The 26253-nt window shown below is 62.6% G+C and carries 30 protein-coding genes; 14 read left to right on the forward strand and 16 right to left on the reverse strand.

Annotated elements, in window-relative coordinates:
* Position 1 precedes the first annotated feature (1 nt).
* Positions 2 to 1267: a CCA tRNA nucleotidyltransferase gene (locus tag AC1ROB_RS09860; protein WP_492971357.1), complete on the forward strand. Its 1266-nt coding sequence runs from the start codon at positions 2 to 4 to the stop codon at positions 1265 to 1267.
* Positions 1268 to 1843: 576 nt separating this feature from the next.
* On the opposite strand, the gene hemF is transcribed toward AC1ROB_RS09860, so the two are convergent.
* Together hemF and AC1ROB_RS09870 are read right to left on the reverse strand one after the other, a co-directional pair.
* A complete protein-coding gene (hemF, locus tag AC1ROB_RS09865) occupies positions 1844 to 2713 on the reverse strand; it encodes an oxygen-dependent coproporphyrinogen oxidase (protein ID WP_492971356.1) in 870 nt (289 codons plus the stop codon).
* Positions 2710 to 3198, reverse strand: a complete 489-nt coding sequence (locus AC1ROB_RS09870) for a tRNA (cytidine(34)-2'-O)-methyltransferase (RefSeq protein ID WP_492971355.1) — start codon at positions 3196 to 3198, stop codon at positions 2710 to 2712. Before AC1ROB_RS09870 ends, hemF begins: the two co-directional genes overlap by 4 nt.
* Positions 3199 to 3398: 200 nt before the next feature.
* On the opposite strand from AC1ROB_RS09870, the gene petA reads away from it, so the two are divergent.
* The 6 genes from petA to AC1ROB_RS09900 all read left to right on the forward strand — a co-directional run bounded on the left by petA (position 3399) and on the right by AC1ROB_RS09900 (position 8604).
* Positions 3399 to 3932 carry a ubiquinol-cytochrome c reductase iron-sulfur subunit gene (gene petA, locus AC1ROB_RS09875; protein WP_492971354.1) on the forward strand — a complete coding sequence of 178 codons (534 nt, stop codon included), beginning with the start codon at positions 3399 to 3401 and terminating at the stop codon, positions 3930 to 3932.
* Positions 3933 to 3944: 12 nt separating this feature from the next.
* A complete protein-coding gene (locus AC1ROB_RS09880) occupies positions 3945 to 5198 on the forward strand; it encodes a cytochrome b (protein WP_492971353.1) in 1254 nt (417 codons plus the stop codon).
* A gap of 13 nt (positions 5199 to 5211) precedes the next feature.
* Positions 5212 to 5988 (forward strand): cytochrome c1, encoded by a 777-nt coding sequence (locus tag AC1ROB_RS09885; protein WP_492971352.1) that lies wholly within the window; start codon positions 5212 to 5214, stop codon positions 5986 to 5988.
* A 122-nt stretch (positions 5989 to 6110) separates the two neighbouring features.
* Entirely contained in the window at positions 6111 to 7175 is a 1065-nt protein-coding gene (locus AC1ROB_RS09890) for an S-methyl-5'-thioadenosine phosphorylase (RefSeq protein WP_492971351.1), read from the forward strand.
* 22 nt (positions 7176 to 7197) lie between these two features.
* Positions 7198 to 7728 (forward strand): adenine phosphoribosyltransferase, encoded by a 531-nt coding sequence (locus AC1ROB_RS09895; protein WP_492971350.1) that lies wholly within the window; start codon positions 7198 to 7200, stop codon positions 7726 to 7728.
* A gap of 21 nt (positions 7729 to 7749) precedes the next feature.
* On the forward strand, positions 7750 to 8604 hold the full coding sequence (locus AC1ROB_RS09900; protein ID WP_492971349.1) for a VOC family protein: 855 nt from the start codon (positions 7750 to 7752) through the stop codon (positions 8602 to 8604).
* Positions 8605 to 8611: 7 nt separating this feature from the next.
* Here AC1ROB_RS09900 and AC1ROB_RS09905 read toward each other — a convergent pair whose 3' ends face one another.
* From AC1ROB_RS09905 to lysS, 12 genes are all read right to left on the reverse strand, one after another.
* The gene (locus AC1ROB_RS09905) at positions 8612 to 9277 is read right to left on the reverse strand and encodes a dienelactone hydrolase family protein (protein ID WP_492971348.1); all 666 of its coding nucleotides are present in this window, start codon (positions 9275 to 9277) and stop codon (positions 8612 to 8614) included.
* Between the two features lie 13 nt (positions 9278 to 9290).
* The gene (locus tag AC1ROB_RS09910) at positions 9291 to 9737 is read right to left on the reverse strand and encodes a MaoC family dehydratase (RefSeq protein WP_492971347.1); all 447 of its coding nucleotides are present in this window, start codon (positions 9735 to 9737) and stop codon (positions 9291 to 9293) included.
* Positions 9738 to 9745: 8 nt separating this feature from the next.
* On the reverse strand, positions 9746 to 10210 hold the full coding sequence (locus tag AC1ROB_RS09915; protein ID WP_492971346.1) for a MaoC family dehydratase: 465 nt from the start codon (positions 10208 to 10210) through the stop codon (positions 9746 to 9748).
* Positions 10211 to 10230: 20 nt separating this feature from the next.
* Positions 10231 to 11331, reverse strand: coding sequence for a redox-regulated ATPase YchF (ychF, locus tag AC1ROB_RS09920; RefSeq protein ID WP_492971345.1), 1101 nt, complete (start codon positions 11329 to 11331; stop codon positions 10231 to 10233).
* Between the two features lies 1 nt (position 11332).
* Positions 11333 to 11986 carry an aminoacyl-tRNA hydrolase gene (pth, locus tag AC1ROB_RS09925; RefSeq protein ID WP_492971344.1) on the reverse strand — a complete coding sequence of 218 codons (654 nt, stop codon included), beginning with the start codon at positions 11984 to 11986 and terminating at the stop codon, positions 11333 to 11335.
* Between the two features lie 73 nt (positions 11987 to 12059).
* A complete protein-coding gene (locus AC1ROB_RS09930) occupies positions 12060 to 12773 on the reverse strand; it encodes a 50S ribosomal protein L25/general stress protein Ctc (protein WP_492971343.1) in 714 nt (237 codons plus the stop codon).
* A gap of 93 nt (positions 12774 to 12866) precedes the next feature.
* Positions 12867 to 13799 (reverse strand): ribose-phosphate pyrophosphokinase, encoded by a 933-nt coding sequence (locus AC1ROB_RS09935; protein WP_492971342.1) that lies wholly within the window; start codon positions 13797 to 13799, stop codon positions 12867 to 12869.
* 97 nt (positions 13800 to 13896) lie between these two features.
* The gene (locus AC1ROB_RS09940; RefSeq protein WP_492971341.1) at positions 13897 to 14772 is read right to left on the reverse strand and encodes a hypothetical protein; all 876 of its coding nucleotides are present in this window, start codon (positions 14770 to 14772) and stop codon (positions 13897 to 13899) included.
* Positions 14773 to 14835: 63 nt separating this feature from the next.
* Entirely contained in the window at positions 14836 to 15627 is a 792-nt protein-coding gene (pgeF, locus tag AC1ROB_RS09945) for a peptidoglycan editing factor PgeF (protein WP_492971340.1), read from the reverse strand.
* Positions 15624 to 16712 carry a class I SAM-dependent methyltransferase gene (locus tag AC1ROB_RS09950; RefSeq protein WP_492971339.1) on the reverse strand — a complete coding sequence of 363 codons (1089 nt, stop codon included), beginning with the start codon at positions 16710 to 16712 and terminating at the stop codon, positions 15624 to 15626. The genes pgeF and AC1ROB_RS09950 overlap by 4 nt, the downstream gene beginning before the upstream one ends.
* Complete coding sequence (lgt, locus tag AC1ROB_RS09955) at positions 16709 to 17512, reverse strand: prolipoprotein diacylglyceryl transferase (protein ID WP_492971338.1); 804 nt, start codon at positions 17510 to 17512, stop codon at positions 16709 to 16711. The genes AC1ROB_RS09950 and lgt overlap by 4 nt, the downstream gene beginning before the upstream one ends.
* Positions 17512 to 19032, reverse strand: coding sequence for a lysine--tRNA ligase (gene lysS, locus AC1ROB_RS09960; protein ID WP_492971337.1), 1521 nt, complete (start codon positions 19030 to 19032; stop codon positions 17512 to 17514). The genes lgt and lysS overlap by 1 nt, the downstream gene beginning before the upstream one ends.
* 192 nt (positions 19033 to 19224) lie before the next feature.
* Between lysS and AC1ROB_RS09965 the strand changes: the two genes are divergently transcribed.
* Both AC1ROB_RS09965 and AC1ROB_RS09970 read left to right on the forward strand, forming a co-directional pair.
* Positions 19225 to 19491: an accessory factor UbiK family protein gene (locus AC1ROB_RS09965; protein ID WP_492971336.1), complete on the forward strand. Its 267-nt coding sequence runs from the start codon at positions 19225 to 19227 to the stop codon at positions 19489 to 19491.
* 278 nt (positions 19492 to 19769) lie between these two features.
* The gene (locus AC1ROB_RS09970; protein WP_492971335.1) at positions 19770 to 20273 is read left to right on the forward strand and encodes a type III secretion system chaperone family protein; all 504 of its coding nucleotides are present in this window, start codon (positions 19770 to 19772) and stop codon (positions 20271 to 20273) included.
* A 33-nt stretch (positions 20274 to 20306) separates the two neighbouring features.
* On the opposite strand, the gene AC1ROB_RS09975 is transcribed toward AC1ROB_RS09970, so the two are convergent.
* Positions 20307 to 21821, reverse strand: a complete 1515-nt coding sequence (locus AC1ROB_RS09975) for a glycosyltransferase family 39 protein (RefSeq protein ID WP_492971334.1) — start codon at positions 21819 to 21821, stop codon at positions 20307 to 20309.
* Positions 21822 to 21950: 129 nt separating this feature from the next.
* On the opposite strand from AC1ROB_RS09975, the gene proC reads away from it, so the two are divergent.
* The 5 genes from proC (at position 21951) to AC1ROB_RS10000 (ending at position 24914) form a co-directional block, all read left to right on the forward strand.
* Positions 21951 to 22754 carry a pyrroline-5-carboxylate reductase gene (gene proC, locus AC1ROB_RS09980; protein ID WP_492971333.1) on the forward strand — a complete coding sequence of 268 codons (804 nt, stop codon included), beginning with the start codon at positions 21951 to 21953 and terminating at the stop codon, positions 22752 to 22754.
* Positions 22755 to 22810: 56 nt separating this feature from the next.
* A complete protein-coding gene (locus AC1ROB_RS09985) occupies positions 22811 to 23467 on the forward strand; it encodes a TetR family transcriptional regulator (protein ID WP_492971332.1) in 657 nt (218 codons plus the stop codon).
* A 116-nt stretch (positions 23468 to 23583) separates the two neighbouring features.
* Entirely contained in the window at positions 23584 to 24009 is a 426-nt protein-coding gene (locus AC1ROB_RS09990) for a phasin family protein (protein ID WP_492971331.1), read from the forward strand.
* Between the two features lie 87 nt (positions 24010 to 24096).
* Positions 24097 to 24435, forward strand: coding sequence for a tRNA-binding protein (locus tag AC1ROB_RS09995; protein ID WP_492971330.1), 339 nt, complete (start codon positions 24097 to 24099; stop codon positions 24433 to 24435).
* A 44-nt stretch (positions 24436 to 24479) separates the two neighbouring features.
* Entirely contained in the window at positions 24480 to 24914 is a 435-nt protein-coding gene (locus AC1ROB_RS10000; RefSeq protein ID WP_492971329.1) for a DUF2914 domain-containing protein, read from the forward strand.
* Between the two features lie 11 nt (positions 24915 to 24925).
* On the opposite strand, the gene AC1ROB_RS10005 is transcribed toward AC1ROB_RS10000, so the two are convergent.
* On the reverse strand, positions 24926 to 26239 hold the full coding sequence (locus AC1ROB_RS10005) for an ATP-binding protein (protein WP_492971328.1): 1314 nt from the start codon (positions 26237 to 26239) through the stop codon (positions 24926 to 24928).
* Positions 26240 to 26253 lie beyond the last annotated feature (14 nt).

The following is a 26253-nucleotide window of genomic DNA, read 5'->3' on the forward strand; positions in this document are numbered from 1 at the left end:
CATGGCTCTGCCCGACCGCATCTCCGCGCCCGGCTGGATGACGGCGGCCCCCACGCTTGCCCTGTTGCAGGCCCTGTCTGCCGGCGGCGCCACGGTGCGTTTCGTCGGCGGCTGCGTGCGAGATGCCATCCTGGGCCTGCAGCCCGAGGATATTGATCTGGCAACCACCGAAATGCCGGACACTGTCATCAAGCGGCTGGAGAAGGCCAGGCTGAAGGCGGTGCCCACCGGCCTTGCCCATGGCACTGTTACCGCCGTTGTGCCCCCGGCGACCTTCCAGGTCACGACCCTGCGCCGCGATGTTGCCACCGATGGCCGCCATGCGGTCGTCTCTTTCGGCAGCGACTGGGCCGAGGATGCGGCCCGGCGCGATTTCACCATCAATGCGCTGTATGCCGATGCCGACGGCAGGCTGCATGATTTCACCGACGGCCGCGCTGATCTGGCGGCAGGTATCGTGCGCTTTATCGGCGACCCGGCAGCCCGCGTGGCAGAGGATTATCTGCGGGTGCTGCGGTTTTTCCGTTTCCACGCCCGTTTTGCCAAAGGGGCACCGGATGTGGCGTCCCTGGCGGCCTGTGCGGCGGCGGCGGATCAGCTGGAGCGCCTGTCGGGCGAGCGGGTGCGCGACGAGCTTCTGAAAATCCTGGCCCTGCCCAATGCAGGGGATGCCCTGCTGCTGATGCAGGACAGCGGGGTGCTACCGGCGTTGTTGCCTGAGGCGCAGTTCGATGCGATCCGCTTCGGCCGCCTGGTTGCCCTGCAGCAGACACTGGCGATGCAGAGCGAGGTGCAGCCCGAGGTCTGGCCGCGCATGGCCGTGCTGCTCCCTGCCGATGATGCAGTCTGTGCCGGTCGGATCGCTGACCGGCTGAAGCTGTCGAATGCCCAGCGCCTTCGTATGGAGGGTCTGCTGGCACCGCCGCCATTCGATCCGGCCGCTGTGGCGGACGAATCGTCCCATCAGGTTGCGTTCTATCGGGCCGGCGTCGAGCGCTGCCGCGATCACGCCCTGCTGGCAGCAAGCGCCGGTCTTCTGGATGAAGACCTGGCGATCCGGCTTGCCGTGGCCAGCACCACCTGGCGCCGCCCGGTTTTTCCCCTGCGCGGGGCCGATGTCCTCGCGGTGGGCTTCACGCCCGGACCGACGGTCAGCGCCCTGCTCAAGGAACTGGAGGAATGGTGGGCAGGGGAAGGTTTCCGGCCGAACCGCGAGGCCTGCATGCAGCGATTGCTGCAGCGCGTGCAAATGACGGCTCAGCAATAGCGAAGCTAGTCGATCCTAGGCTAAATTTTTGATTTTCAAAGAATATTGGCCGATTTTCCGGCCGATGGGACTGTTGTCAGCGGCGCATCAAGTAAAGATGGCCAGGTCCCTAAAAGAACTCGAGCTCCACGTCGGCGCCGCAAACCCGGACGTCGATGTGGAGCTCGAGACCACAAACTCAGGTACTAACTTTACTTCTTCTTGGCAGCCTTCTTCTTGGCAGCCTTCTTCTTGGCCTTGGGGGCCTTCTTAGCCTTCACAACCTTCTTCGCCACTTTCTTCTTAGCGGCCTTTTTCTTCGCAGCCATGAGTTTCTCCTCCATGGATTAGAGTGCGGTTTTCACCGCAACGAAGTTTTCGGGAAATGTTTCCCGAACAGGTATATCTGTAGCACAACGCTGCAGTATTAACCACTAAATCTTGCGCGCGCTTAAAAAATGGTTAAGCGCGTATCTAATCCGCAACACTCGACGGCATGTCGCGCGAACGAAAAAGCATTGCTCAAGTAAAACGCGCGCGATGACTTGCGAGAATTACGACGTGCAAAAAAGCCGCATGAAATCTGGTCTTTTTTAATCACAGCCATTTCACTTCCGGCGGCATCGACATTAGAATCGCTTCTGTGTTGCCACCGGTTTTCAGACCGAATGTGGTGCCGCGATCGTAGAGCAAATTAAACTCGACATAGCGTCCGCGACGGACCAGTTGGTGCTCTCTTTCGGCCGCCGACCACGAATCGTTCAGGCTTCGGCGCACGATTTTTGGATATGATTCGAGGAACGATTCGCCGACCGATTTTGTGAATGCGAAATCGCGTTCCCAGTCGCCGCTGTCGAGTTGATCAAAGAAGATTCCGCCGACGCCGCGTGGCTCGTTACGGTGGGGCAGGTAGAAATAATCGTCGCACCACTGTTTGAATCGCGGGTAGTAGCCCGGATCGGCGCGGTCGCAGGCGCTCTTGAGCGCCGCATGGAAGCTGGCGGTGTCGGTTTCGTCGGGAACCATGGGTGTGAGATCGGCGCCGCCGCCGAACCAGGCCTTGCTGGTGACCAGGAAGCGGGTGTTCATGTGCACGGCGGGCACTTTCGGCGACTGCATATGCGCCACCAGAGAGATGCCGGATGCCCAGAAGCGTCCATCCGTACCCGCACCGTGTATCTGCTTGCGGAACTCTTCGCTGAATTCGCCATGCACGGTGGAAATGTTGACGCCGACTTTTTCGAAGACCCGGCCCCGCATGACGCTCATCACGCCGCCGCCGCCGCCCGGGCGGTCCCACGGCTGGCGCTCGAAGCGCCCGGCGGGACGGCTGCTGAGGGGGCCGGTCAGGTCGTCTTCCAGTTTTTCGAAGGCGGAGCAGATGCGGTTGCGCAATTCCTCGAACCAGGTCCGCGCGCGCTGCTGGCGTTCGGCAATGGCAGGATCGGCGTGCAGGGCGTCACTCATGATTGCGGGTCTCCTTGCTGCATCCCGGCGGGACGCGACGGAAAGGCATCGCATTGCCGCAGGGCCTCGCCCAGTACCATGGCGGCTGCGGTTGCGACATTGATCGAGCGCAAACCGGCGCGGATCGGGATGACCAGCCGGGCATCGGCGGCCTCGTGCACATAATCGGGCGCGCCCTTGGTTTCCCGACCCATCAGCAGGATGTCGTCGGCGGCAAACCGGAACTCCGTATAAGGTACGGCTGCCTTGGTGGTCATCAGCAGCAGGCGGCCGGGCGGTTTCTCGGCCAGGAAATGCTGCCAGCTGAGATGCTGGTGGATCTCGGCATGCTCCAGATAGTCCAGGGCGCTGCGCCGCACGGTCTGGACGGAAAAGGGGAAGCCGCAGGGTTCGATGACATGCACCGGTATTGCCAGGCAGGCACCCAAGCGCAGAATCGTGCCCAGATTGGGCGGCAGATCGGGTTCAAAAAGGGCGAGCCGCATGGCCTTCCAAAGGGGGTTCTGAATCGGGCTTCGGGACGCTGCGAAGCGCTATCGGTTTTTTGGCGGTTTGCCGGCGTGATTCCAACCTCAAGACCCCTGCGGCAACCTGTCGCATCCGTCCGGCTAAGTGCTGGACTTCGCCAACATATAGTGAGAAATATCGCGTCACGTTTCCAAGTCTTATTATCTTCGAGGGATCTATGGCAGGGACAGGGACCCAGACGGCCGGGACGACCGAGCCGACCCGGCGGGACTTTATTGTCATCGCTGCGGGGGCGTTCGGTGCGGTGGGTGCGGCAGCAGCCATCTGGCCGTTCGTGCATCAGATGAACCCGTCGGCCGACGTGCTGGCGCTGTCCAGCACCGAAGTTGATCTCAGCCAGATCGCCGCCGGCCAGAGCGTCACCCTGCTGTGGCGTGGCAAGCCGGTCTTCGTGCGGCATCGTACGCCTGCGGAGATCGAGCAGGCGCAGAAGGACGACACGGCTGCCCTGCCGGATCCGGCCAAGGACGCCGACCGCGTGAAGAAGCCCGAATGGCTGGTCATGATGGGCGTGTGCACCCATCTGGGCTGCGTGCCGCTCGGCCAGAAGGGCGATTTCGGCGGCTGGTTCTGCCCCTGCCACGGCTCGCACTACGATACCTCGGGCCGCATCCGCAAAGGCCCTGCGCCGGCGAACCTGCCCGTGCCGCAGTACGCCTTCCTCAACGATACCCGCATCCGCATCGGCTAAGGACCCCAACCGATGGCTGACAACAATTCCGGCTTCTTTGCCAACCCGCTCGTCAAGTGGATCGAATACCGCTTGCCGGTCTTCTCCACGCTCGACCACATGGTCGGCACCCAGTACCCGACGCCGAAGAATCTGAGCTACTGGTGGAATTTCGGCTCGCTTGCCGGCCTCTGCCTGGTGGTCCAGATCCTCACCGGCATCGTGTTGGTCATGCATTATACGCCGCATACCCTGATGGCCTTCGACTCGGTCGAGCACATCATGCGCGACGTGAACTATGGCTGGCTGCTGCGCTACATGCACGCCAACGGCGCCTCGATGTTCTTCATCGTGGTTTACATCCACATTTTCCGCGGTCTGTACTACGGATCGTACAAGGCGCCGCGCGAAATTCTGTGGTTCCTCGGCCTGATCATCTTCCTGCTGATGATGGCGACCGCTTTCATGGGCTACGTGCTTCCCTGGGGCCAGATGAGCTTCTGGGGCGCCACCGTGATCACCAACCTGTTCTCGGCCATCCCGCTGGTCGGCGAGCCGATCGTGACCTGGCTGTGGGGCGGCTTCGCCGTCGACAACCCGACGCTGAACCGTTTCTTCTCGCTGCACTACCTGCTGCCGTTCGTGATCGTCGGCATCGTGATCCTGCACGTGCTGGCGCTGCATCAGCATGGGTCCAACAACCCGCTGGGCATCGATACCAAGGGCCCGCAGGACCGCATCCCGTTCCATCCGTACTACACGATCAAGGATGCGTTCGGCGTGGGCGTGTTCCTGATCTTCTTCAGCTTCTTCCTGTTCTATGCCCCGAACTTCATGGGCCACCCGGACAATTACATCCCGGCGAACCCGCTGGTGACGCCGGAGCATATCGTGCCGGAATGGTACTTCCTGCCGTTCTACGCGATCCTGCGTTCGGTGCCCGACAAGCTGGGCGGCGTGCTGCTGATGTTCGGCGCGATCCTGATCCTGTTCCTGCTGCCTTGGCTCGACACCAGTAAGGTGCGGTCGGCCAAGTTCCGCCCGATCTACAAGCAGCTGTTCTGGGTCTTCCTGATCGCCTGCGTCGGTCTGACCTATGCTGGCGGCCTGCCGCCGGAAGGCATGGCCCTGGTGATTGGCCGCGTCTGCACCGTGTATTACTTCGCGCACTTCCTCATCCTGATGCCGCTGGTCGGCTGGTTCGAGAAGCCGCTGAAGCTGCCTGCCTCGATTAGCGAGGCTGTGCTTAAAGGCGACGCCACTGGCGCCGCCGGCAGCAAAGCGTAAGGGGGATCGAACCATGAAGACGATGACCATGCGTGCGATCCTCGCCGCCCTGACCCTGGCCCTGCCTCTGGGTCTGACGGCCCCGGCCTTTGCCGCGGGCAACGAAACGGTGGCACCTAAGCAGAACTGGAGCTTCAACGGCCCGTTCGGCACGTTCGACCGTGGCGAGCTGCAGCGCGGCTATCAGGTCTATAAGGAAGTCTGTTCGGCCTGCCACGCGATGAAGTATGTCGCGTTCCGCAATCTGAAGGACATCGGTTTCAACGATGCCGAAGTGAAGGCTCTGGCGGCCACCTTCGAGGTCAATGACGGCCCGAACGACCAGGGCGAGATGTTCAAGCGCCCGGGGCTGGCCTCCGACAAGTTCCCGTCACCCTTCCCGAACGAGAAGGCGGCGCGTGCTTCCAACGGTGGCGCCTATCCGCTCGATCTGTCGCTGATCGCCAAGGCTCGCGCGCAGGGTCCGGATTACATCCATGCCCTCATGGTGGGCTACAAGACGGCTCCGGCCGGCACCACGTTGGGCGAAGGCCTGCATTACAACGAGTATTTCCCGGGCCATCAGATCGCGATGCCCAAGCCGCTCAACGACGACCAGGTGACCTATGCCGATGGCACCAAGGCCAGTGTCGAGCAGATGGCGCATGACGTATCGGCCTTCCTGATGTGGGCCGCCGAGCCCAAGCTGGAAGATCGCAAGCGCCTGGGCTTCAAGGTGATGGTGTTCCTGGTGGTGCTGACCGGCCTGTTCTTCTTCGCCAAGAAGCGCATCTGGGCCAAGCTGCACTGATCGGATCTCAATCAAGTTAGGAAAAGGCCGCCGGAAACGGCGGCCTTTTTTGTTGCGCCGCAAGGGGCGGTTTGCTTAAGTCTCGCGCGGCGTTCGGCCGGTCTAGACGGAGATTTTCAGCCATGGCAAAAGCGAAGAAGAAAGCGGCGCCGGCCCGCAAGCCGGCGAAAAAACCCGCTGCGAAAGCCAAGGCCAAAACGCTGGTTCGCAAAGTGACGACGTCTGCCGCCGCCGTGGCCAGGGCTGCCGCGAAGTCGGTGGCGGGCGGCAACAAATCGGCCGGCATCCCGAAGCCGCATATCGCCAAGAAGGGCGACCTGGTCCGCATCGGGGTGCTGGGCGGCAGCGGCCTCTATGGCATGGCCGGCCTGAAGAAGACGAAGTGGCGCAAGGTTTCCACGCCCTGGGGCGACCCGTCCGACGAATTGCTGTTCGGGGAGCTGGATGGTGCCGAGCTGGTCTTCCTGCCGCGCCATGGCCGTGGCCATGTCCATTCACCGTCCGAAGTGAATTATCGCGCCAATATCGATGCGCTCAAGCGTGTTGGCTGTCATGATGTGATCTCGGTTTCGGCCTGCGGCTCGTTCAAGGAACATCTGCCGCCGGGCAGTTTCGTGATCGTCGATCAGTTCATCGACCGCACCTTCATGCGGCAGAAGAGTTTTTTCAGCACCGGTATGGTGGCCCATGTCTCGGCGGCTCATCCGGTCTGCTCGCGCCTGGGCGATGCGCTGGAGGCGGCCGCGAAGGACGCCGGCATCACGGCGCAGCGCGGTGGCACCTATCTGTGCATGGAAGGGCCGCAATTCTCCACCCAGGCCGAAAGCTTCCTGTACAAGAGCTGGGGCTGCGACGTGATCGGCATGACCAATGCACCAGAGGCCAAGCTGGCCCGCGAAGCCGAGCTTTGCTACGCCTCGGTTGCCATGGTCACCGATTATGACTGCTGGCATCCGGATCACGATCATGTGGACGTCGCCGCCGTTATCCGCGTGCTGCTTGGCAATGCCGAGAAGGGCCAGTCGCTGGTGGCAAAGACGGTGCCTTATCTGCGCGAACGCCCCGATCATTGCCCGCAGGGTTGCGACCGGGTTCTGGACACGGCATTGATCACTGCGCCAGAAAAGCGCGACCCCAAGGTACTGAAAAAACTCGATGCGGTCGCCGGCCGTATCCTCAAGGCCTGACCATAGGAAGGAACCCGCAATCATGCAGGGTATTAAGGACAAGATTCGCGCCATTCCCGACTATCCGAAGCCGGGCATCATGTTCCGCGACATCACCACGCTGCTGCAGGACGCTCGCGGCTTCCGCAAGACCGTTGACGAAATGGTGCAGCCGCTGGCCGGCACCCGGATCGACAAGGTGGTGGGCATCGAGGCGCGCGGCTTCATTCTCGGCGGCGCCATCGCCCATCAGCTTTCAGTCGGCTTTGTGCCGGTGCGCAAGCGCGGCAAGCTGCCCTGGAAGACCATGTCGCAGGAATACCAGCTGGAATACGGCACCGATTCGATGGAAATCCATGTCGATGCCATCCAGCCGGGCGAGAATGTGCTGATTGTCGATGACCTGATCGCCACCGGCGGCACGGCCGAGGCGGCGATCAAGCTGATCCGCGCGCACAAGGGTAATGTGGTCGGCTGCTCCTTCATCATCGACCTGCCCGAACTGGGTGGCCGCAAACGGCTGGAAGCGCTCAATGTCGAGGTCCTGTCGCTCTGCGAATTCGACGGACACTGAGTTTTTTCCCGGAGTATCGCCGTGGCGCATCACATCATCGGCCTCGATCACACCGTGCTGGCGGTGGCCGATCTGGAAGCCGCCCGTAAGACCTGGCAGCGGCTCGGCTTCACGGTGACGCCACGTGGCCGCCATATCGGCTGGGCCACAGGCAATTACTGCGTGATGTTCCCCACCAACTACCATGAGCTGCTCGGCATTGCCGAGGCGGGTGGCTACACCGCCGGCATGGAAGAGGCACTGCAGACCAGGGGCGAGGGCGTGCACAAGGTGGCGCTGGGCATCGATGACTCTGCCGCAGCTGTGGCGGAGCTGACCGCCTCGGGCTTCAAGCCTTCGGCGCCACAGGATCTGAAGCGCGAGCTGGAACTGCCCGAGGGGACCGTGCTGCCGGCCTTCAGCCTGATACATCTGCCGACTGAGGCCACGCCGGACCTCTCGCTGTTCCTGTGCCAGCACCTGACGCCGGAGATGCTGCGCAAACCGGAATGGCTGGTGCATCCCAATGGCGCGGAACATATCAGCGGCGTCATTATTGTGACCGAGAATCCGGTGGCGCTGGAACTGGCGTATGAAAAGCTGGTCGGTGCCGGCGCAGCAGTACGAACCGACCGTATGGTTGCGGTGCGTACTGGCCGCGAGACGCTGCTGTTCGTCACACCCGACGATCTCGATACGCTGTTCCCGGACCTGACACATCAGCCGCGCCCGACGCCCTTTGTGGCCGGCATGCGTTTCCGCGTCCACAACACGGAAGCGGCGGCGGCCTATTTCAAGGCTGCCGGCATTGCCCATGAACGCAGCCTGGATGGTACCGTGCTGGTGCCCGCCGAGGCCGCGAATGGCTGCTTCCTGGAGTTTTCCAGTCGCGGCTGAGGAAACTTCAGAGCAGGGCGTCGAAGAAGGCTAGGGTGCGACGTCGCGCCGTCACGGCAGCGGCGGCATTGTAAGTTGCGCGCTGGTCGCAGTTGAAGCCATGGTCGGCGTCATAGACATGGGTGGTGATGAAGGGATGTTTCACCTTCAGCTCCTCGGCCAGGCTGAGCGGAATCATCTTGTCGAGTGCGCCGAAATGCAGCAGGGACGGGGCTTTCGGCGCCTCGTCCTTCAGTTCGCCCCAGGGGCCGCCATAATAGCCCACAGCGGCGGCAACGCCGGACACGGCATAGGCCATCTTCCAGGTGACGCCACCGCCATAGCAATAACCCACGGTGCCGACGCGTCCGGCCTGGGCCGCAGCCGCGACAGCAACCGTGACGTCTTTCAACACGCCATCCCAGGTCATCTTGCCACGGATTTCGCGCGCTTTGGTCATGTCGTCGCCGGTATAGCCCAGATCGACTCCAGGCTGGATGCGGTCGAAGATCGCCGGGGCGATTACGTAATAGCCGTCGGCGGCGTAGCCATCGCTGACGGCCCGGATATGGCTGTTCACGCCAAAGATTTCCTGGATCACCACGATGCCGCCCTTGGGCGTGCCTTTCGGCTCGGCGATATAGGCGCCGAAACGGTGGCCATCGGCGGCAGTCAGGCTGGTCATCGTACCCATAACGATCTCCGGATCAGGTGGGGTTGCGGAAACGCATGATGCCGATGCTGGTATAGCGCATGACCAGCTCGTTATTCTGGTTGAAGGCTTCGATCAGGAAACGGGCAGAGCCGATGCCCGGCCGGCTGCGCGACGGCGTCTTGTCGATGCAGGTCATGCGCCCCCGGATGGTGTCGCCGGGGCGCACGGGCTTGAGCCAGGCGAGGTCGTCGAAGCCGGGCGAACCGAGGCTGGCTTCCACCTCGATGGCGGAATCGACGATCATGCGCATCACGGTGGAGGCAGTATGCCAGCCCGAGGCGATGATGCCGCCGAATGCCGACTGCTTTGCCGCGACCGGATCGATATGGAAGGACTGGGGGTCGAACTGCCGGGCGAATTCAACGATGGCCGCTTCGGTGAAGGTGTGGCTGCCGATCTCGCGCACCGTACCGGGCTGGATATCTTCGTAATACTGCATGGCGCGCCTCAGGCCCCAGAGGATTGGGACTGCGGCGGCCGGCGGGCATACATGCCCTTGGCCTGCATGGTCAGCACCACATCGCCGTTCTGGTTGCGCATTTCGTAGCGCGAGGTGATGACGCCGCGATCCGGTTTGGACTGGGAGAATTTGACATCAAGGATTTCACCGCTCAGCTGCAGCGTGTCGCCGGGAAAAACCGGTTTGACCCAGCGCAGCTGGTCCACGCCGGGCGATCCCATGCTGGCGTATTTGCCGATCATGTTATCGACCAGCATGCGCATCATCAGGCCGGCGGTGTGCCAGCCTGATGCGCAAAGGCCGCCAAACAGCGATTGCTTGGCGGCCTCCTTGTCGAGATGGAAGGGTTGCGGGTCGTAGGCGCGCGCGAAGGCGATGATTTCGTCTTCGCTCACCGTGTGGGGCGGATAGGTCATCGTCTGCCCGACGGTGAAATCCTCTAGGTATTTCATGGTGGCTCTTTGGGCAGCTCTTAGGTGTTGAAGCGGAAATGCAGGACGTCGCCATCCTGCACGATGTACTCCTTGCCTTCCAGCCGCAATTTCCCGGCGTCGCGGGCGCCGGCTTCGCCCTTGCCGGCTACATAGTCGGTATAGGCAATGGTTTCAGAGCGGATGAAGCCCTTCTCGAAATCGGTGTGGATGACGCCGGCCGCTTCCGGCGCCTTGGCGCCTTTGCGCACGGTCCAGGCCCGGGCTTCCTTGGGACCGACGGTGAAGAAGGTGAGCAGCTCGAGCAGGCCGTAGCCGGCACGGATCACCCGGGTCAGGCCGGTTTCCTTCAGGCCCAGATCGGCCAGGAAGGCGGTCTTTTCCTCGTCGCTGTCGAGCTGGGCGACTTCGGACTCGATGGCAGCCGAGATCACTACCATGGCGGCGCCCTCGGCATCGGCCTTGGCCTTTACCCGGGCCGAGAAGGCATTGCCCTCGGCGGCCGAGGCTTCCTCCACATTGCAGACATACAGCACCGGCTTGGCGGTGATCAGCATCAGCTCCTTGTAGAGCTTCTTCTCGTCCTCGGTCGGCACCACGGTGCGGGCCGGTTTGCCTGCGCGCAGGGCCACCAGCACCTTTTCCATGACGGCGAGGCGGGCCTTTTCTTCCTCGTTGCCCTGCTTGGCGCGCTTGGCGGTCTGCTCGGTGCGACGCTCCAGGCTTTCGAGGTCCGACAGCATCAGTTCGGTCTCGACGGTGTCGGCATCGGCGACGGGATCGACTTTGCCTTCCACATGGGTGATGTCGCCGTCTTCGAAGCAGCGCAGCACATGGCAGATCGCATCGACCTCGCGGATATGCGCGAGGAACTGGTTGCCCAGGCCTTCGCCTTTCGAGGCGCCGCGCACCAGGCCGGCGATGTCGACGAAGGTGAGCTGCGTCGGGATGATCTTCTGCGAGCTGGCGATCTGCGCCAGCACGTCGAGACGTTCATCGGGCACACCGACAAGGCCGGTATTCGGCTCGATGGTGCAGAAAGGATAATTGGCCGCCTGCGCCGCTGCCGTCTGCGTCAGCGCATTGAACAGCGTCGACTTGCCGACATTGGGGAGGCCGACGATGCCGCATTTGAAACCCATGTTACGCGTCCTTCGAGTCTGTCTTGTTGGTCTTGTTCGCTTTCGGCTTCTCGGCCTTCGGCTTTTCGGTCTGGGGCTTTTCGGCCTTGGGCGGCTGTAGCAACAGCGCCACCTTGGTCATGAAGCCGGCATCGTCATTCTTCGCCAGATAACCGGCCTCTGCAGCCATGGCCCCCAGCAATGGATCGAGCCAAACATGCTCGTCCGTATGGAAATTCTGCAGCACGTAGCCCAGCACGCGGTCCTTGCCGGGATGACCGATGCCGATGCGCAGGCGGCGGTAGTCGGGGCCGATCGCCGCGTCGATGGAGCGCAGGCCGTTATGCCCGGCATGACCGCCGCCGATCTTCATTCGGATCTTGCCCGCGGCGAGATCCAGCTCGTCATGGGCGACCACCACCTGTTGCGGCGGAATCTTGTAGAAATGCGCCGCTTCGCCGACCGACTTGCCCGAAAGGTTCATATAGGTCTGCGGTTTCAGCAGCAGGGTCTTGGTGCCGTTCAGGACGCCCTCGGCGATCTCGCCCTGAAAACGCTTTCTGAAGGGCTGAAAATTATGGCGTTCGGCGATGGCATCGACGGCCATGAAGCCAACATTGTGGCGCTGCCGCTTGTGTTCGCTGCCCGGGTTGCCCAGTCCGACGAGAAGCAGCATGGCGGTTCAGCGTCCGGCAGAGAAAAGAGAGAGGAGCAGGCGGCGCACCAGTGATGCGCCGCCTGCGTCAGACTTACTTCTTGGCAGCCGGCTTCGCTGCCGGCTTGGCGGCAGCAGCCGGAGCGGCCTTGGCGCCGGCAGCCGGAGCAGCGGCCTTGGCGCCCGCAGCCGCGGCCGGAGCGGCAGCAACAGCTTCCGCCTTCGGCGCAGCTTCTTCTTCCTTGGTCGGGGCGGCGATGGTCGCAACGGTGAAGTCGCGATCCTGGATCACCGCCTTGACGCCGGCAGGCAGGGTGAAGGCCGAGATATGGATCGAATGACCGATATCCATGCCCGCCAGGCTGATCGTCAGGCTCTCGGGGATGTTGTCGGGCTGGACGAAGAACTCGACTTCGTGGCGCACGATGTTCAGCACGCCGCCCTTCTTGATGCCCGGGGACTGGTCCTGGTTCTCGAAGTGCACCGGGATGAAGATGCGGACCTTCGAGTCCTTGCCAATGCGCTGGAAGTCGACATGGATCGGCCGGTCGGTGACCGGGTCGAGCTGCACGTCGCGGGCGAGGACCCGTTCGGTCTTGCCAGCAATATCAACAGTGAACAGACGCGAGAAGAAGTTGCCTTTGTGCAGCTCCTTCAGCAGTTCACGACTTTCAACCGAGATGAGCTCCGGGGTCTGCTTTTCGCCATAGATGACCCCCGGCACACGACCCTTCAGTCGCGTTGCACGGGCGGTCCCCTTGCCGGCCCTCGACCTCGCCTCGGCGGCGATGGTGGTTACGTCACGCATAATGCGCTCCTTGCTTAGATACGGCGCCGGCACCATGCCGGTCCGTTTCCGACGCCGGCCTCCAGGGGTGCCGCGCGCCGAAACTCTGAAACTTTAATCGAACAGGCTGGAGACCGAAGTCTCCTCGCTGATCCGTCGCATCGCCTCGCCGATCAGCGGCGCGATCGAGACCTGACGGATATTGCGGGCCAAGCGCACCGCTTCGGTGGCCAGAATGGAATCGGTGATGACCAGGCCTTCTAGCTGGCTGGCGGTGACGCGGGCAACCGCACCGCCCGACAGCACGCCGTGGGTCACATAGGCGAAGACCGACTTGGCGCCATGCTTCTTCAGCGCCTCGGCGGCGTTGCAGAGCGTGCCGGCGGAGTCGACGATGTCGTCGACTAGGATGCAGCGGCGGCCTTCGACGTCGCCGATGATGTTCATCACTTCTGAAACGCCGGCCTTTTCGCGGCGCTTGTCGACGATGGCGAGGTCGGCATCCAGGCGCTTGGCGATATTGCGCGCACGCACCACGCCGCCCACGTCGGGTGATACGACCATAAGGTCATCGCCCTGCAGATGCTGCTTGATGTCGGCGGTCAGGACCGGACCGCCCATCAGGTTGTCGGTCGGGATATCGAAGAAACCCTGGATCTGGCCGGCATGGAGATCCAGCGTCAGCACGCGGTTGGCGCCGGCAGCGGTGATCAGGTTGGCCACCAGCTTGGCCGAGATCGGGGTGCGCGGGCCGGGCTTGCGATCCTGGCGGGCATAGCCGAAATAGGGCAGCACGGCGGTGATGCGGCGGGCCGACGAGCGCTTGAGCGCATCGATGCAGACCAGCAGTTCCATCAGATGGTCGTTCGCCGGATACGAGGTCGACTGGATCACGAAGACATCCTCGCCGCGGACATTCTCGTGAATCTCGACAAACACCTCCATGTCGGAGAACCGGCGGACGCTGGCCTTGGCAAGCGGGACCGACAGATACGCCGCAATGGCTTCCGCAAGCGGACGATTGGAGTTACCCGCCAAAACCTTCATGACTGCGCTCTGTGGATGGACCGGAATCCGGGGGGAAAAATCGCGCGGACTATACCCGCCGTGGGGCAGCCTGTAAACCGGCAAAAATCCAGATATTTCAGGATTTTAAGGGGCGAAGGGCCGGTTTTCCGCGACGCTGGGTCTCGATGATCTCGCTCAGGCCCTGCCAGCCGCCCTGGGCGATGATATGGGCGGTGTTGCCCCAGGCCTGGGCCAGCTGGCCGCGGGGGATGCGATTCCCCTGTTTCACCTCGCCCAGACGGCTGCCATCGGCAGCCTGCAGCACCCATTCAATGGCCACACGTTCGGAACCCGGGCTGTCTTCCCAGACTTTCACGTCGCAACTGATGACGTAGTCGGCACCTTCCGGTCCCGGCAGGGGCGCCTGGCCGCCCAGGATCAACAGCTCGCGCATCGCCTGGCGCAGGGCGCGGTTGCCGTCGCCGGGCGCACCGGTGCAATCCTTCACGGCTAACTTAGCCGGCCCGGTGTCGACCGGGGCCGTAGCGGCCAGCGCCTCGTTCAGGCGGCCGGCAATGCCGGTCGCCATGGTCTTCGCCGCCTGTTTGATTGCGGCCGGATCGTTCAATCGGGCCAGGCCGATGCCGAGCGGCTGGGCCGGCTCGCTCACCTCGCTGTTGTCGGACAGGCGTTCGCTCCAGCGCCAGGCCGTATCGTTGCCGCGTGGCTCCAGGGTCACACTGAGCACAGATGACAGGCGGTTGCGGGCCGTGGCGCTGGCCGGGATGTCCTTTTCCGCCAGAGCTGTCGCCAGCGCCTCGGCCATGGCCCGGCCGTCGGGTTCGGGCAGGCCGGCAACCGGCGTGACAAAGACGCTGGTCTCGCCAACAGGGCGCAGCAGGGTATTGGCGGCCTTGGCGCGGCGGTCCGCCTGGAACGGCTGCGGCAGTGGCTGGCAGGCCGCCAGGCTGGCGACAACGAGCAGAAGGGAAAGAGACCTAACCGATAACACAGCTCACCATCAGACCGAGAAGACACAGGACCATAAAGAAAAACAGATGCGGCATGGCCGGGATCACACCGGCAAGGCAATCGCCGAGACTTGCCGCCCGTAATCGGCTTCACCGGCCAGGGTCATGCGGCGATAACTGTAAAAGCGTGCCGGATCGCTGCAGGTATCGAGGCCAAGATCTTCGGCTGTCACACGGCTGCGCTGCAGCCGTTGCAGCAAATAGCGCGGCAGATCGAACTGCCAATGCCCGGGGCGCCGGCCCTCGCCGAAAAAGACGGCATTCCCGGTATCCGCGTTCAGGAATTCGGTACGGAAGGGATCGCTGACTTCATAGGATCTCTGACCGATGCAGGGGCCGATGGCGGCGCGGATGCGTGCACGTGCAGCCCCCAATTTTTCCATCGCCTCGATGGTGGCATCAGTGATGCCGGCCAGTGCGCCGCGCCATCCGGCATGACAGGCGCCGATCACGCCGGCGTCTGCATCGGAAAACAATACCGGCGCACAATCGGCCGACAGCACGCCCAGCGCCACGCCGCGTCGCGCCGTCACCAGGCCATCGGCCTTGGGACGTGCCGCAGGATCGTAGCTGCCATCGACCACGACGACCTCGCGCCCATGGACCTGATACAGCGAAGCCAGGCCATGCGGGGCCTGCAGGATTTTTGCCACGCGGCTGCGATTGGCGATCACATTATCCGGGGCGTCCGAAGACCCCGGGCCGCAGTTCAGCGAAGCATATAGGCCCTGCGAAACGCCGCCACGGCGGGTGAAAAAGCCATGGGCAACACCGGCCAGCAGCGGAGCCGTAACGGGCGCAATATCGGCCGAGATATCTAAATGGGCGACAGTCATGCAAATCCTGCCGGAATGAACGAATCCGGGGCGCTCAGCGCCACCACCTTGAACAGGGTGCCCATCGCTTCGGGCGCGGTCAACCGGTGCACGGCACGATCCAGATCGCCGGCCTGCGAAGGATTGGATTGCTTGAGTTTGTCGGCGCGGGTTGTAATCCCCAGACGCAGCAGGAAATCGCCCTGGCCCAGCGGTCCATGCGCCACGGCGCCGGCACGGCTGGCTGCGAGCGCGAATGAGGCGAAATCGACATGGGCGGTCAGGTCGGCCAGGCCGGGATTCTGCAAGGGATCGGCATAGGTATGGCGATAGACGGCCTGCAGGGTTTCCCCGAAATCAGGTTTGGCATAGCCGTAATCGATGAACAGGGCCGCTCCCCCCTGTTGCTTCAGCCGCGCCGCGGTTTCGACAGCCACGGCACGAACCGGCGGGCTCGATTCCAGCAGGGCGCCAGGCGGTGCTTCGCGCAGCACCGCCGGCAACAGATCGTCGAACGGCAGGGCGCGCGGATCGAGCAGGAACCGGAAGCCGCCATCATCGTCCAGACCGACGCATCGCTCGTGCCATGTGCGATCGTCACCGCGCTGGAACTGTCGTACCGGCAGGGCGTCGAGAAATTCATTGGCCAGCAGGATGATTGGCGCATCCCTGGGAATTGCGCCGATCTGTTCATGCCAGATGGCCTGCTCTGCGGTGAGGGTGGCTTCCTGCTGACCGCGCATGCGAGCCGAAGCCTCGATCAGGACCGGTGTGATGGCGGCGCGGAAGGCGGGCAGGGTGCGCGCCGCCCGCAGGGCATCGCGCATCAGCGTGCCGCGGCCGGGGCCGAGTTCGACCAGATAGCAGCGTTCCGGTGTACCGAGCTTCTGCCAGCAGTCGGCGGCCCACAGGCCGAGCAATTCGCCGAACATCTGGCTGATTTCCGGTGCCGTGGTGAAATCGCCGCTTACCCCGATCGCCTCCTGGCTCCGGTAATAGCCATGGTCGGGATGCAGCAGGCAGTCGGCCATCCAGGCCGCAACGGTGATCGGCCCTTCCGCAGCGATGCGGCGGCGCAGGATATCGTGAAGCGGTGCGGAGCTCACGCCGTCGGCCGTCGCCGCGCCCACCACACGACGCCTATGCCAAACAGTACCATCGGCAGCGACAGCCACTGGCCCATGGTTGTGCCGGCGATCAGATAGCCGATCTGCCGATCCGGTTCACGGAACAACTCGCCGATGATGCGCGCCATGCCATAACCGATCAGGAACACGCCCGATAGTTGGCCCGGATGCTTCATCGCATCGGTCTTCCACCGCAGGCCGTTGATCACGATCCACAGGATCAGGCCCTCCATCACGGCCTGGTACAGCTGGCTCGGATGGCGCGGCAGATCTCCGCCGGTGGGAAACACCATGGCCCAGGCAAAATCAGGCGCCACGCGACCCCAGAGTTCGCCGTTGATAAAATTGGCGATGCGGCCGAAGAACAGCCCGATCGGTGCCACGCAGGCGATGATGTCGGTGAAGGCGAGGAATGGCACTTTGGCGAGGCGGCAATAAACAGCCATTGCGCCGATGACACCCAGCATGCCGCCATGGAAAGACATGCCGCCTTGCCAGACCGCGAAAATCTCGGCCGGATTCTGAAGGTAATACCCGAGATTGTAGAACAGCACGTAGCCCAGGCGACCGCCGAGCACGACGCCCAGCGTGGCCCAAAGCAGGAAGCCGTCGATCTGTTCCGGCGTTACTTCACTTTCGGGCTTGGCAGCGAGGCGCATGGCGATGCGCCAGCCGGCAATCAGGCCAACGATGTAGGAGAGGGCATACCAACGCACGGCAAACGGCCCGATGGAGAAGATCACCGGGTCGATGACCGGGAAGGCCAGCGTGAACAGCATCACTCGTCCGGGGTTTCGCCGGCGCCTTCAGTGCGCGGGCGCAGCGTCGGGAAGGCGATCACTTCGCGGATCGTTTGCGAATTGGTCAGCAGCATGACCAGGCGGTCGATGCCGATGCCAAGGCCGCCCATCGGCATCATGCCGGCGGACTGGGCTTTCAGGAAATCCTCGTCGATACGATGCGCTTCGTCGTCGCCGCCATCGCGCTGGCTCTGCTGGTCCTCGAAGCGGGCGCGCTGTTCCTGCGGGTCGGCCAGCTCGGAAAACGCGTTGGCGATTTCCCAGGTGTTGCAGTAGGTCTCGAAACGCTCGGCGATCGTCGGATTGGCGTGATTGGCCTTGGCCAGGGGCGAGATCGCCTTGGGCAGGGCCACCACATGGGTCGGCTGGATCAGGTTGGGCTCGACGAAATGCTCGAAGCAGGCTTCCACCACCTTGCCCCAGCTGGCCGTCGGCGCGATCTCGACGCCGGCCTGCTTCGCCGCGTCGCGCGCCTGGGCATCGTCCAGGCCGTCGAGTTTCACCTTGCCGTGCTCTTCGATCAGACCGAGCATGGTGCCACGGCGGAACGGCGGAGTGAAATCGATCTCATGCTCGCCGAATTTCACCTTGGTGCTGCCGGTGGCCGTGATCGCCGCCTGCGCGATGGTACGCTCAGCGATATCCATCATGTCCTCGTAATCGGCGTAGGCCTGATAGAGTTCCATGGTGGTGAATTCGGGATTGTGGCGCGGCGAGATGCCTTCGTTGCGGAAGCATCGGTTGATCTCGAACACCTTCTCGCTCAGGCCGCCGATTACCAGGCGCTTGAGATGCAGTTCGGGCGCGATGCGCATGTAGAGCGGGATATCCAGCGCGTTGTGATGGGTCTCGAACGGCTTGGCAATGGCGCCGCCGGGGATGCTGTGCAGCATCGGCGTCTCGACTTCCAGGAAGCCTTCGCCGTTCAGAAACTGGCGCACCGTCTGGATCACACGGAAACGGGTGCGCAGCGTGGCGCGGCTTTCCTCGTTGCCGATCAGGTCATATTCGCGGTGGCGATAACGCTGCTCGACATTCTTCAGGCCGTGCCACTTCTCCGGCGGCGGTTCCAGCGCCTTGGCCAGCACCACGATCTCGTCGGTGTCGACCGTGATCTCGCCGCGCTTGGTGCGGCGGACCTTGCCACGCACGCCGATGATGTCGCCGAGATCCAGCGCCTTCATGACGGGGGCAAAGCGACCCTGCACATCCTCCTTGCCCGTATAAATCTGCAGCTTCACGGTATCGTCGACCAGATCGATGAACATGCCGCTGTTGCGGATCGCCATCACGCGCCCGGCCACTGCAACGCTCTCATCGGCCCGTTCATCGGGCTGAAGCTGCGCAAAGGCCTCATGTACCGCCGCGTTCTTGTGCGATTTCGGGAATTTCGGCGCCAGATACGGGTCGAGGCCAAGCTGGCGCAGCTGCTGCAGCTTGGCTTCGCGGTTGGCGCGCTCGCCGGAAACGGCGGTATCGGTGGTGGTCTGCTCGGTCACGATGAATCTGCCGGTAAGTCTTGGCGTGGGCGGCGAAACTACCACCCGCCCCCTGTCTTTCCAACCGCTCGGCCAGAGTGGAATCGGGGACAGAATAGCTGTGGAAAACCAAGTAATGCACAGGCCGGGCGCTTGCGATGCCGGGCCGGGGCGGCCATATCGGAATGAGGGTTTCCCCTTCGGAGTCGCGCCATGCAGACCGATAATCGCCTGCTCGATGATCTCAGCCGTATCGCCACTGGCGCGCTCGGTACGCTGCAGGGCGTAAAAGGCGAGGTGGAACAGGCGTTCCGTCAGCGGCTGGAACGCGCCCTGACCGAAATGGATCTGGTCTCCCGCGAGGAATTCGAGGCCGTGAAGGCCATGGCGGCGGCGGCCCGGGAAGAAAATATCCGGCTGTCGGAGCGTCTTGCCGCGCTCGAATCCAAGCAGAATGTCGGATTCGTCGATCCTGCCTAACCTCAGTCCGGATCAGGCGAATTTCATGAATTTTTCGTAAATCTGCTGTTGCACCCCCTCCTTGCCCCGCATATTCTAAATCTATGGTGTGTTCTGTGTCGCGACACCTATATCTATGGTCAGCCGAGGGTATGGGGGCATACTCGGCAAAGGCTGAAGCCGTCTCCGGATGGGGCCAAAATCCCATCATTTCCACTCTCAGCCGCCAGTCAATATCGATGAGCCATTCCGGACTTTTTGCCGAGAACCGGCCCGCCGCACAGGGGGAGCGCTAGCGCATGCGGACTCTGATCGAAACCGAAACCTCCAGCCGTCTCAATCCGCTCGATCTGGTCGAGCAGATCGTTGGCGAGCACGAATGGCCGTTCGACCGTCAGGGTCAGGACGAGCTGACCGTCGGGGTGTCCGGCCGCTACTGCGAACATCAGATGTGGTTCTCCTGGCGCGACGAGTTGGGCGCCCTCAGTTTCACCTGCGCGTTCGACATGAAAGTGCCGGCCAACCGCCGGCGCGATCTGCATTCCCTGCTCGCCTATGTGAACGAGAAGGCCCTGATCGGCCATTTCGATTACTGGGTCGAGGAAGGCATGGTGGTCTTCCGCCAGGCCTTGTTGCTGCGCGGCGGCCTGGGCGCGACGACCGAGCAGATCGAGGACCTGATGGAAATCGGCCTGTCGGAATGCGAGCGCTTCTACCCGGCTTTCCAGTTCCTGGTCTGGGGCGGGCGTACGCCGGAAGACGCCGTGGCGGCAGCCATGTTCGAGTGCGTCGGCGAAGCCTGAGCGATTTGCTGCCGTCGCATCAGCAGCCGACAGTCAGATACATTCGGTATCGGGCTCGGGCGGCATAATTCCCCAACCGAGGGTAAAGCGCGAGGTCGGCTGGGCGAAGCGCGGTGCGGCCAGTTTGAGTTCGGACTGTACGAGCAGCGGCCGCTTCAGGTTGGCAACCACGGCTGACAAGCCGTCTTCCTCTTCCTGCGTTTGCCAGATTACGACTGCGCCGCAGTGCCGGACGTCCTGCAGGTTGATCCATGGGGTCTGGTTCACATCGCCATCCTGGAAAACCTTGGGTCGATCGGGCGAGTAGTAGCCCACGCTGCCGGCCGTCCACATTGAGCCGATCACATAGTTGAGGCGTCGATTATCGGTCTGGCTGCGCCAGCCCTCGGTCACCCGCATGGACAATTCGTGACCTGGGAAATGCGTGCGTTTATTGCGCCCCTTCAACTGCGGCATGGTTGGCCACAGTGTCATGGAGAAGGCAAAAATGATGACCGGCAGCGTAAAGGTGACGGCCCACATCGTCACAAGGCGTCGCCGATAGAGTGGCAAGGCGAAGTCGCGCAGCAACGCGACCGCCATCAGCGGGGTAAAGACCCAGAGCGGAGCGCCCCACATGGCGCGCGGGCCGCGGCCAATCACGATAGCGACGACCACAACGATCAGAGCCGGCGTCAGGCCGATGGCAATCAGATAGTTGCGTGACAGCGCTCCATGGCGCAGTAGCCCGACCATCGGTTCGTAGTTGCGGCCGAATGGCAGCACGGCAAAGCCAAGCACGATCAGGGAGAGCGCCACGGCGGTGAATTGTGCGCCGAGAAAGCGGATCGGCTGGGAAATGCGTTCAAAGCCTTCGGTCACGCCGGCACGCCGGTCGATATAGTGCAACGGCGAGAAGTCGTTGTCCAAAACCCAGTAAACATGCGGCGCGATAATGATCAGCCCGATTGCCGAGCCAAGCATGAAACCGGGCCGCAGCATGAATCCGCGGGTCTCCTTGTTCAGGAAGGCAAACACAGCCATCGGCGCCAGATGCAGCAGGATGGAATAGCGTGCCAAGAGGCCGAAGCCGACAGCGAGTCCGACAATAACCCAGTCTCGCAACCGGTTCTCGATCAGAGCGGTATAAAAGAACGATCCGGCCAGAGCCGAGAACGCGAGCTGGAGGATGATCGGGTTGAATTCCGGCGAGGGGTAATTGAAGTAATAGATCAGTGTGGTGAGGCAAATGGTGACCAGGGCGTCGCGCGGGCCCAGAAGGTATTTCGCCAGTCGCCAGATCGCCCAGTAGGTTACGGCAATCGATAGCTGGCTCAGGATCAGAGGCGGCAACATGCTGCCAGGCATCAGCGTCGTGCCGAGGCCAAGCAGCCAGGCAAAGAGCGGCGGCCCCTTATGGTAGCCCCAATCTAGATGCCGGCTCCAGGCCACGCCTTCCAGCACGTCCAATGGCGGGTTGGGCAGGGTCAGATAGGGCACTAAAATCCAAGCCAGGGCCTGCAAGAATAGGACGCCGACAAAAAGCCCTGTGTATTTTTTATCGTCCACGGCGTCCGTATACTTTCTGGGTGCAGGGCTGATTATTATTGGGCTGCGGACTATTGGCGGGTCTTAAACTGCACGGCAACTAAAATGTTTCAATTGTAAATAAATAAACGGATAGGTCCGGAGAACAGCATGTCGAAGCGCATACTTCTGGTTGGCTGTGGAAAAATGGGCGGCGCGTTGCTCGCCGGCTGGTTGCGCCAAGGCATCGCTGCAAACGATGTTGTGGTTGTGGAACCGACTGCGGTTGCGGATTTACCTGCTGGGATACGCAGAGTGCAGTCTGCCGCTACGGTTCCCGCAGATTTTCAGCCGGCACTAGTGATCCTCGCGGTAAAGCCGCAGGTCATGGATGATGTGGCCCCGGCTTATGCCACTTATGCTGGGCAAGGCGCCTGTTTTCTTTCGATTGCGGCCGGCAAGACGATTGCCGGGCTGAACCAGCTGCTCGGCGGTGCTGCGGCGATCGTGCGCAGTATTCCCAATACGCCGGCGGCTGTTGGTGCCGGAATCACGGTTTGCAGCGCCAATCCGTCTGTCAGCGAGACGCAACGTAACTTCTGCGAAGCTCTGTTGTCGGCGGTAGGTGAGGTCGGCTGGGTGGAGGATGAAGACCTGATCGATGCGGTGACAGCCGTATCCGGCTCCGGTCCCGCCTATGTCTTCTGGCTGACCGAATGCATGGCGGAAGCCGGGAAAGCCGCCGGTATTCCGGCAGATCTGGCTGCCCGGCTGGCAAAGGCAACGGTCTGCGGTGCCGGTCTGCTGATGCGGCAAAGCAGCGAGACGCCAGATCAGTTGCGAAAGAACGTCACCAGCCCGAACGGCACCACCCAGGCGGCGCTAGATGTGCTGATGGCGCCAGACGGGCTTGAGCCGATGATGCGGCGGGCGGTCGCAGCCGCGACCCGGCGCTCGAAAGAACTGGCGGGCTGAGCTTGCCGCTGGCCCGGGCGCCTACCAGATAAAGACAGTCAACGAAGGAGGCGGCGATGGCCCAGTCGGCGAAGGCAGCGAAAACCGCTGGAAAGCGCAAGAGCACGGGCATCGGCAGCAAAGATCCGGTCGATACCCTGCTGGCTCTGGTTGCCGACCATGGCTGGCGCAGTGTGACGCTGGCCCAGGTGGCAGAAGCCAGCGGCGTGTCGCTGGGCGATCTGTATCGTCATCACGGCACCAAGACGGATCTACTGGTGGCATATGCCCGGCGTATCGACGCAGCCATGCTGGCTGCTGTGGATGGCTCTACGATGGCCCCGGGCGACACCGATGGGGCCAAGGACCGGCTGTTTGAAGCGGTTATGGCCCGGTTTGATGCCCTGGCGCCCCATAAGCCGGCGATCCGTATCCTGGCGCGCGAACTGCCCAGCGACCCGGCGGCCCTGGCGATCTTTCTGCATGGCGGCCTGCGGCGCGGGCTGGACTGGACCCTGGCGGCTGCCGGCCTCGATTCTGGCGGTTTGGCCGGGTCGATGCGGCGCAAGCTGCTGGGCGGAATCTATCTCGACACGCTGCGGGTTTGGCTTAAGGATGACAGCCATGATCTGGCGGCCACCATGGCCCATCTCGACAAGCGGCTGGGGCAGACCCTGAGCTGGCTGACGGGGCGATCCTTTACCTCGCGGTTGCGAGATAAACTCGGTAACTAGCTGGTTATACTGCTGCAAATAATATTGTGCAGTGCACAATATTCCATTGACCGCCGAGTCGCCTGCCTATATTTTCGGCGCGGCCTAATGTTGCGCCAAACGCCCGGGAGCGAAAAATGACCAAGCCCACAGACAATCTTTTTGCCAATCCGTTCGCCAGTTTCGATGTCAGCAAGATGTTTTCCGAGCTGAAGGTGCCGGGGGTCGATCCGACCGCTCTGGCGGCCGCACAGCAAAAGAATATCGAAGCCCTGACGGCGGCGAACAAGCGTGCCTATGAAGGCTATCAGGCCCTGGCCAAGCGCCAGGCCGAAATTTTCCAGGAAGCCGTTGCCGATGCCACCACCACCCTGAAGGGCGGCGTTGCCTCGGTTCCGGATGCAGCCACGGCCAAGGCCGCCGTGGACAAAGCGGTCGGCAATCTGCGTGAGCTGGCCGACATGCTGTCGAAGACCAACACCGAAGCGTTCGAGCTGATCAATCAGCGCATGAATGAAAACCTCGAAGAGTTCAAGAAGGCTTTTGCCAAGCCGAAGAAGTAACGGCCTCGCGGCCGGGCGATTTGCCAGACAGTCGACGGGCGGGGTACAAATCCCGCCCGTTCCTGTTTCTGGGCCGCGAGAACCGCGATGAGCATCATCAGCTCCGACGACTTCCAGAAGGTCGATATCCGTGTCGGTACCATTGTCCGGGCCGAGGCCTTTCCCGAGGCCCGCAAGCCGGCGATCAAGGTCTGGGTCGATTTCGGTGAGCCGATTGGCGTGAAGAAGTCTTCTGCCCAGATCGCCCGCCATTATAAGCCTGATGGGCTAGTCGGCCGTCAGGTCCTCGCTGTGGTGAATTTTCCGCCCCGCCAGATCGGCGCGTTCATGTCTGAGATTCTGGTGCTCGGCCTGCCTGATCCTGATAATGAAGTCGTGCTGATCGGGCCGGGCCATCCGGTGCCGAATGGCGGACGGATGTATTGACCCGAATCAGGCCTCGACCGACAATCCGGTCTACGGACAGCCCAATGTTAAAAAAGACCAGTCTGACCTTCGCCCTTGCCCTGATTGCCACGCTCGTTGTTCTTGGCCGGCCCGCTGCCGCGCAGGATCACGATTGCGTCGTGCGTCAGTTTGCGCTCACACGCAATGTCCAGAATCTGGAGCCGCAGGGCGTGATCGAAGCGAATTATCCGCCCGGTACCGAGCGCGGCTATGCCTTCGCCCGCCTCGACTGCACGCAAGTGGGCTCGGGAGAAACCTTCTGGTTTTACTGGATGCGCAATGACCAGGAGGTCGGCCGCTCGAAGGCGCGCGTCGATGTCAGCCGGAACTGGCGCATCTGGTCGCAATCGCGCATTTTCCCGGGTGAATGGGCCGTGCTGCTGAAGGATAGCGATGGCCGCCTGCAGGCCGAGCGCCGCTTCACGGTTGCCGAGCCGGAGCCCAAGCCGGCAGACTGAATTTCCGGCGGTCAGATTGGCAAGCGGATCGTTACAAGCAGGCCGCCCAGCGCAGACTGGCCCAGCGTGATTTCACCGCCATGAGCAAGCACGGCATCCCGCGCGATGGTCAGGCCGAGGCCAACATTGCCGCTGCCATGGCGAGCCTGATCCAGTCGGTAGAACGGGCGGAAAACCTTGTGACGTTCCTTCTCCGGCAGACCCGGGCCATCGTCCTCTATGCGAAGTTCGACCCCCTTGGCGTGATGCGACACGCTGAGCCGCACGTTGCGCCCGAACCGCAGGGCATTCTCCACCAGATTGGAAAGCGCGCGCTTGAAGCTCAGGCGCCGCAGCGGCAGCGTCAGGCCTTGCGGCATCTCGACCTGTAATTCCCGGCCGCGCCGCCGTACATCGTCGGCCAGTTCGCTGATCAGGTTGCCCAGATCGGTGGGTTCGGCCGGTTGCTCGCTCTGGCCGCGAGCAAAGGCCAGATAGGCTCCGACCATCTTTTCCATCTCGTCGACGTCGCGCCGCAATTCGTCGACTTCAGAATCGGCCGGCATCAGCGAAAGCTGCAGTTTCATGCGGGTCAGTGGCGTACGCAGATCGTGGCTGACGCCAGCCAGCATGTCGGTACGCTCGCGGATATGACGGCGAATGCGATCGCGCATAGCCAGGAAGGCGCGCGCGGCGGCGCGCACTTCCTCGGCGCCGGCAGGCCGGAATTCGGTGATCTCGCGCCCTTTGCCGAAAGCGTCGGCGGCTTCTGCCAGGCGTCGGATCGGCTTGATCTGGTTGCGCAGGAACAGCACCGCAATCCCGAGCAGCACCACTGAAGCAGCTGCCATCCAGATCACGAAAGCATACGTGCTGGTGGAAAAGACCCGGCTTTCCGGAATGGTGGCGACGAGCAGCGCATCAGGCAGCTTGACGTAGATCACGATGGTGCGGTCGTTGCGCTGGGTATCGATGTGATAGGGCTGCTGCACGCGCTCGCTGAGTGCCTGGATCAGCATGCGGTCCAGGATCGAGTACCGCCGCGGCGCCGGAATGTTGAGTGGAAAATCCGCGCCGACCTGAAAGACGACATGTATATCGAGCGAGGTGTTCAGTCGCTCCATCAGGGCACTCAGAACGGCTGGATTCGCCTGGTTTTCACGGGTATCGATCAGCACGGCGATTTCGCCGGCGACGGCCAGTCCGAGCCGGCGCGTCACGCTGTCCCAGTGGCGTTCGTAGAAGATATAGGTCAGCAGCGCCTGCAATACGACAATGGGGGCAACCAGCAGCAGCAGCCAGCGACCGAACAGGCTGCGGGGCAACAGGCGCTTGAGCAGCATCATGCCGACCTACCGCG

Source organism: Ferrovibrio sp. GW821-FHT12F09 (assembly GCF_058806775.1).

Coding starts and splice junctions, on each gene's coding strand:
- AC1ROB_RS09860 (WP_492971357.1), top strand. CDS start 2: ATGGCTCTGCCCGACCGCATCTCCGCGCCCGGCTGGATGACGGCGGCC.
- hemF (WP_492971356.1), bottom strand. CDS start 2,713: ATGAGTGACGCCCTGCACGCCGATCCTGCCATTGCCGAACGCCAGCAG.
- AC1ROB_RS09870 (WP_492971355.1), bottom strand. CDS start 3,198: ATGCGGCTCGCCCTTTTTGAACCCGATCTGCCGCCCAATCTGGGCACG.
- petA (WP_492971354.1), top strand. CDS start 3,399: ATGGCAGGGACAGGGACCCAGACGGCCGGGACGACCGAGCCGACCCGG.
- AC1ROB_RS09880 (WP_492971353.1), top strand. CDS start 3,945: ATGGCTGACAACAATTCCGGCTTCTTTGCCAACCCGCTCGTCAAGTGG.
- AC1ROB_RS09885 (WP_492971352.1), top strand. CDS start 5,212: ATGAAGACGATGACCATGCGTGCGATCCTCGCCGCCCTGACCCTGGCC.
- AC1ROB_RS09890 (WP_492971351.1), top strand. CDS start 6,111: ATGGCAAAAGCGAAGAAGAAAGCGGCGCCGGCCCGCAAGCCGGCGAAA.
- AC1ROB_RS09895 (WP_492971350.1), top strand. CDS start 7,198: ATGCAGGGTATTAAGGACAAGATTCGCGCCATTCCCGACTATCCGAAG.
- AC1ROB_RS09905 (WP_492971348.1), bottom strand. CDS start 9,277: ATGGGTACGATGACCAGCCTGACTGCCGCCGATGGCCACCGTTTCGGC.
- AC1ROB_RS09910 (WP_492971347.1), bottom strand. CDS start 9,737: ATGCAGTATTACGAAGATATCCAGCCCGGTACGGTGCGCGAGATCGGC.
- AC1ROB_RS09915 (WP_492971346.1), bottom strand. CDS start 10,210: ATGAAATACCTAGAGGATTTCACCGTCGGGCAGACGATGACCTATCCG.
- ychF (WP_492971345.1), bottom strand. CDS start 11,331: ATGGGTTTCAAATGCGGCATCGTCGGCCTCCCCAATGTCGGCAAGTCG.
- pth (WP_492971344.1), bottom strand. CDS start 11,986: ATGCTGCTTCTCGTCGGACTGGGCAACCCGGGCAGCGAACACAAGCGG.
- AC1ROB_RS09930 (WP_492971343.1), bottom strand. CDS start 12,773: ATGCGTGACGTAACCACCATCGCCGCCGAGGCGAGGTCGAGGGCCGGC.
- AC1ROB_RS09935 (WP_492971342.1), bottom strand. CDS start 13,799: ATGAAGGTTTTGGCGGGTAACTCCAATCGTCCGCTTGCGGAAGCCATT.
- pgeF (WP_492971340.1), bottom strand. CDS start 15,627: ATGACTGTCGCCCATTTAGATATCTCGGCCGATATTGCGCCCGTTACG.
- lgt (WP_492971338.1), bottom strand. CDS start 17,512: ATGCTGTTCACGCTGGCCTTCCCGGTCATCGACCCGGTGATCTTCTCC.
- AC1ROB_RS09965 (WP_492971336.1), top strand. CDS start 19,225: ATGCAGACCGATAATCGCCTGCTCGATGATCTCAGCCGTATCGCCACT.
- AC1ROB_RS09970 (WP_492971335.1), top strand. CDS start 19,770: ATGCGGACTCTGATCGAAACCGAAACCTCCAGCCGTCTCAATCCGCTC.
- proC (WP_492971333.1), top strand. CDS start 21,951: ATGTCGAAGCGCATACTTCTGGTTGGCTGTGGAAAAATGGGCGGCGCG.
- AC1ROB_RS09985 (WP_492971332.1), top strand. CDS start 22,811: ATGGCCCAGTCGGCGAAGGCAGCGAAAACCGCTGGAAAGCGCAAGAGC.
- AC1ROB_RS09990 (WP_492971331.1), top strand. CDS start 23,584: ATGACCAAGCCCACAGACAATCTTTTTGCCAATCCGTTCGCCAGTTTC.
- AC1ROB_RS09995 (WP_492971330.1), top strand. CDS start 24,097: ATGAGCATCATCAGCTCCGACGACTTCCAGAAGGTCGATATCCGTGTC.
- AC1ROB_RS10000 (WP_492971329.1), top strand. CDS start 24,480: ATGTTAAAAAAGACCAGTCTGACCTTCGCCCTTGCCCTGATTGCCACG.
- AC1ROB_RS10005 (WP_492971328.1), bottom strand. CDS start 26,239: ATGATGCTGCTCAAGCGCCTGTTGCCCCGCAGCCTGTTCGGTCGCTGG.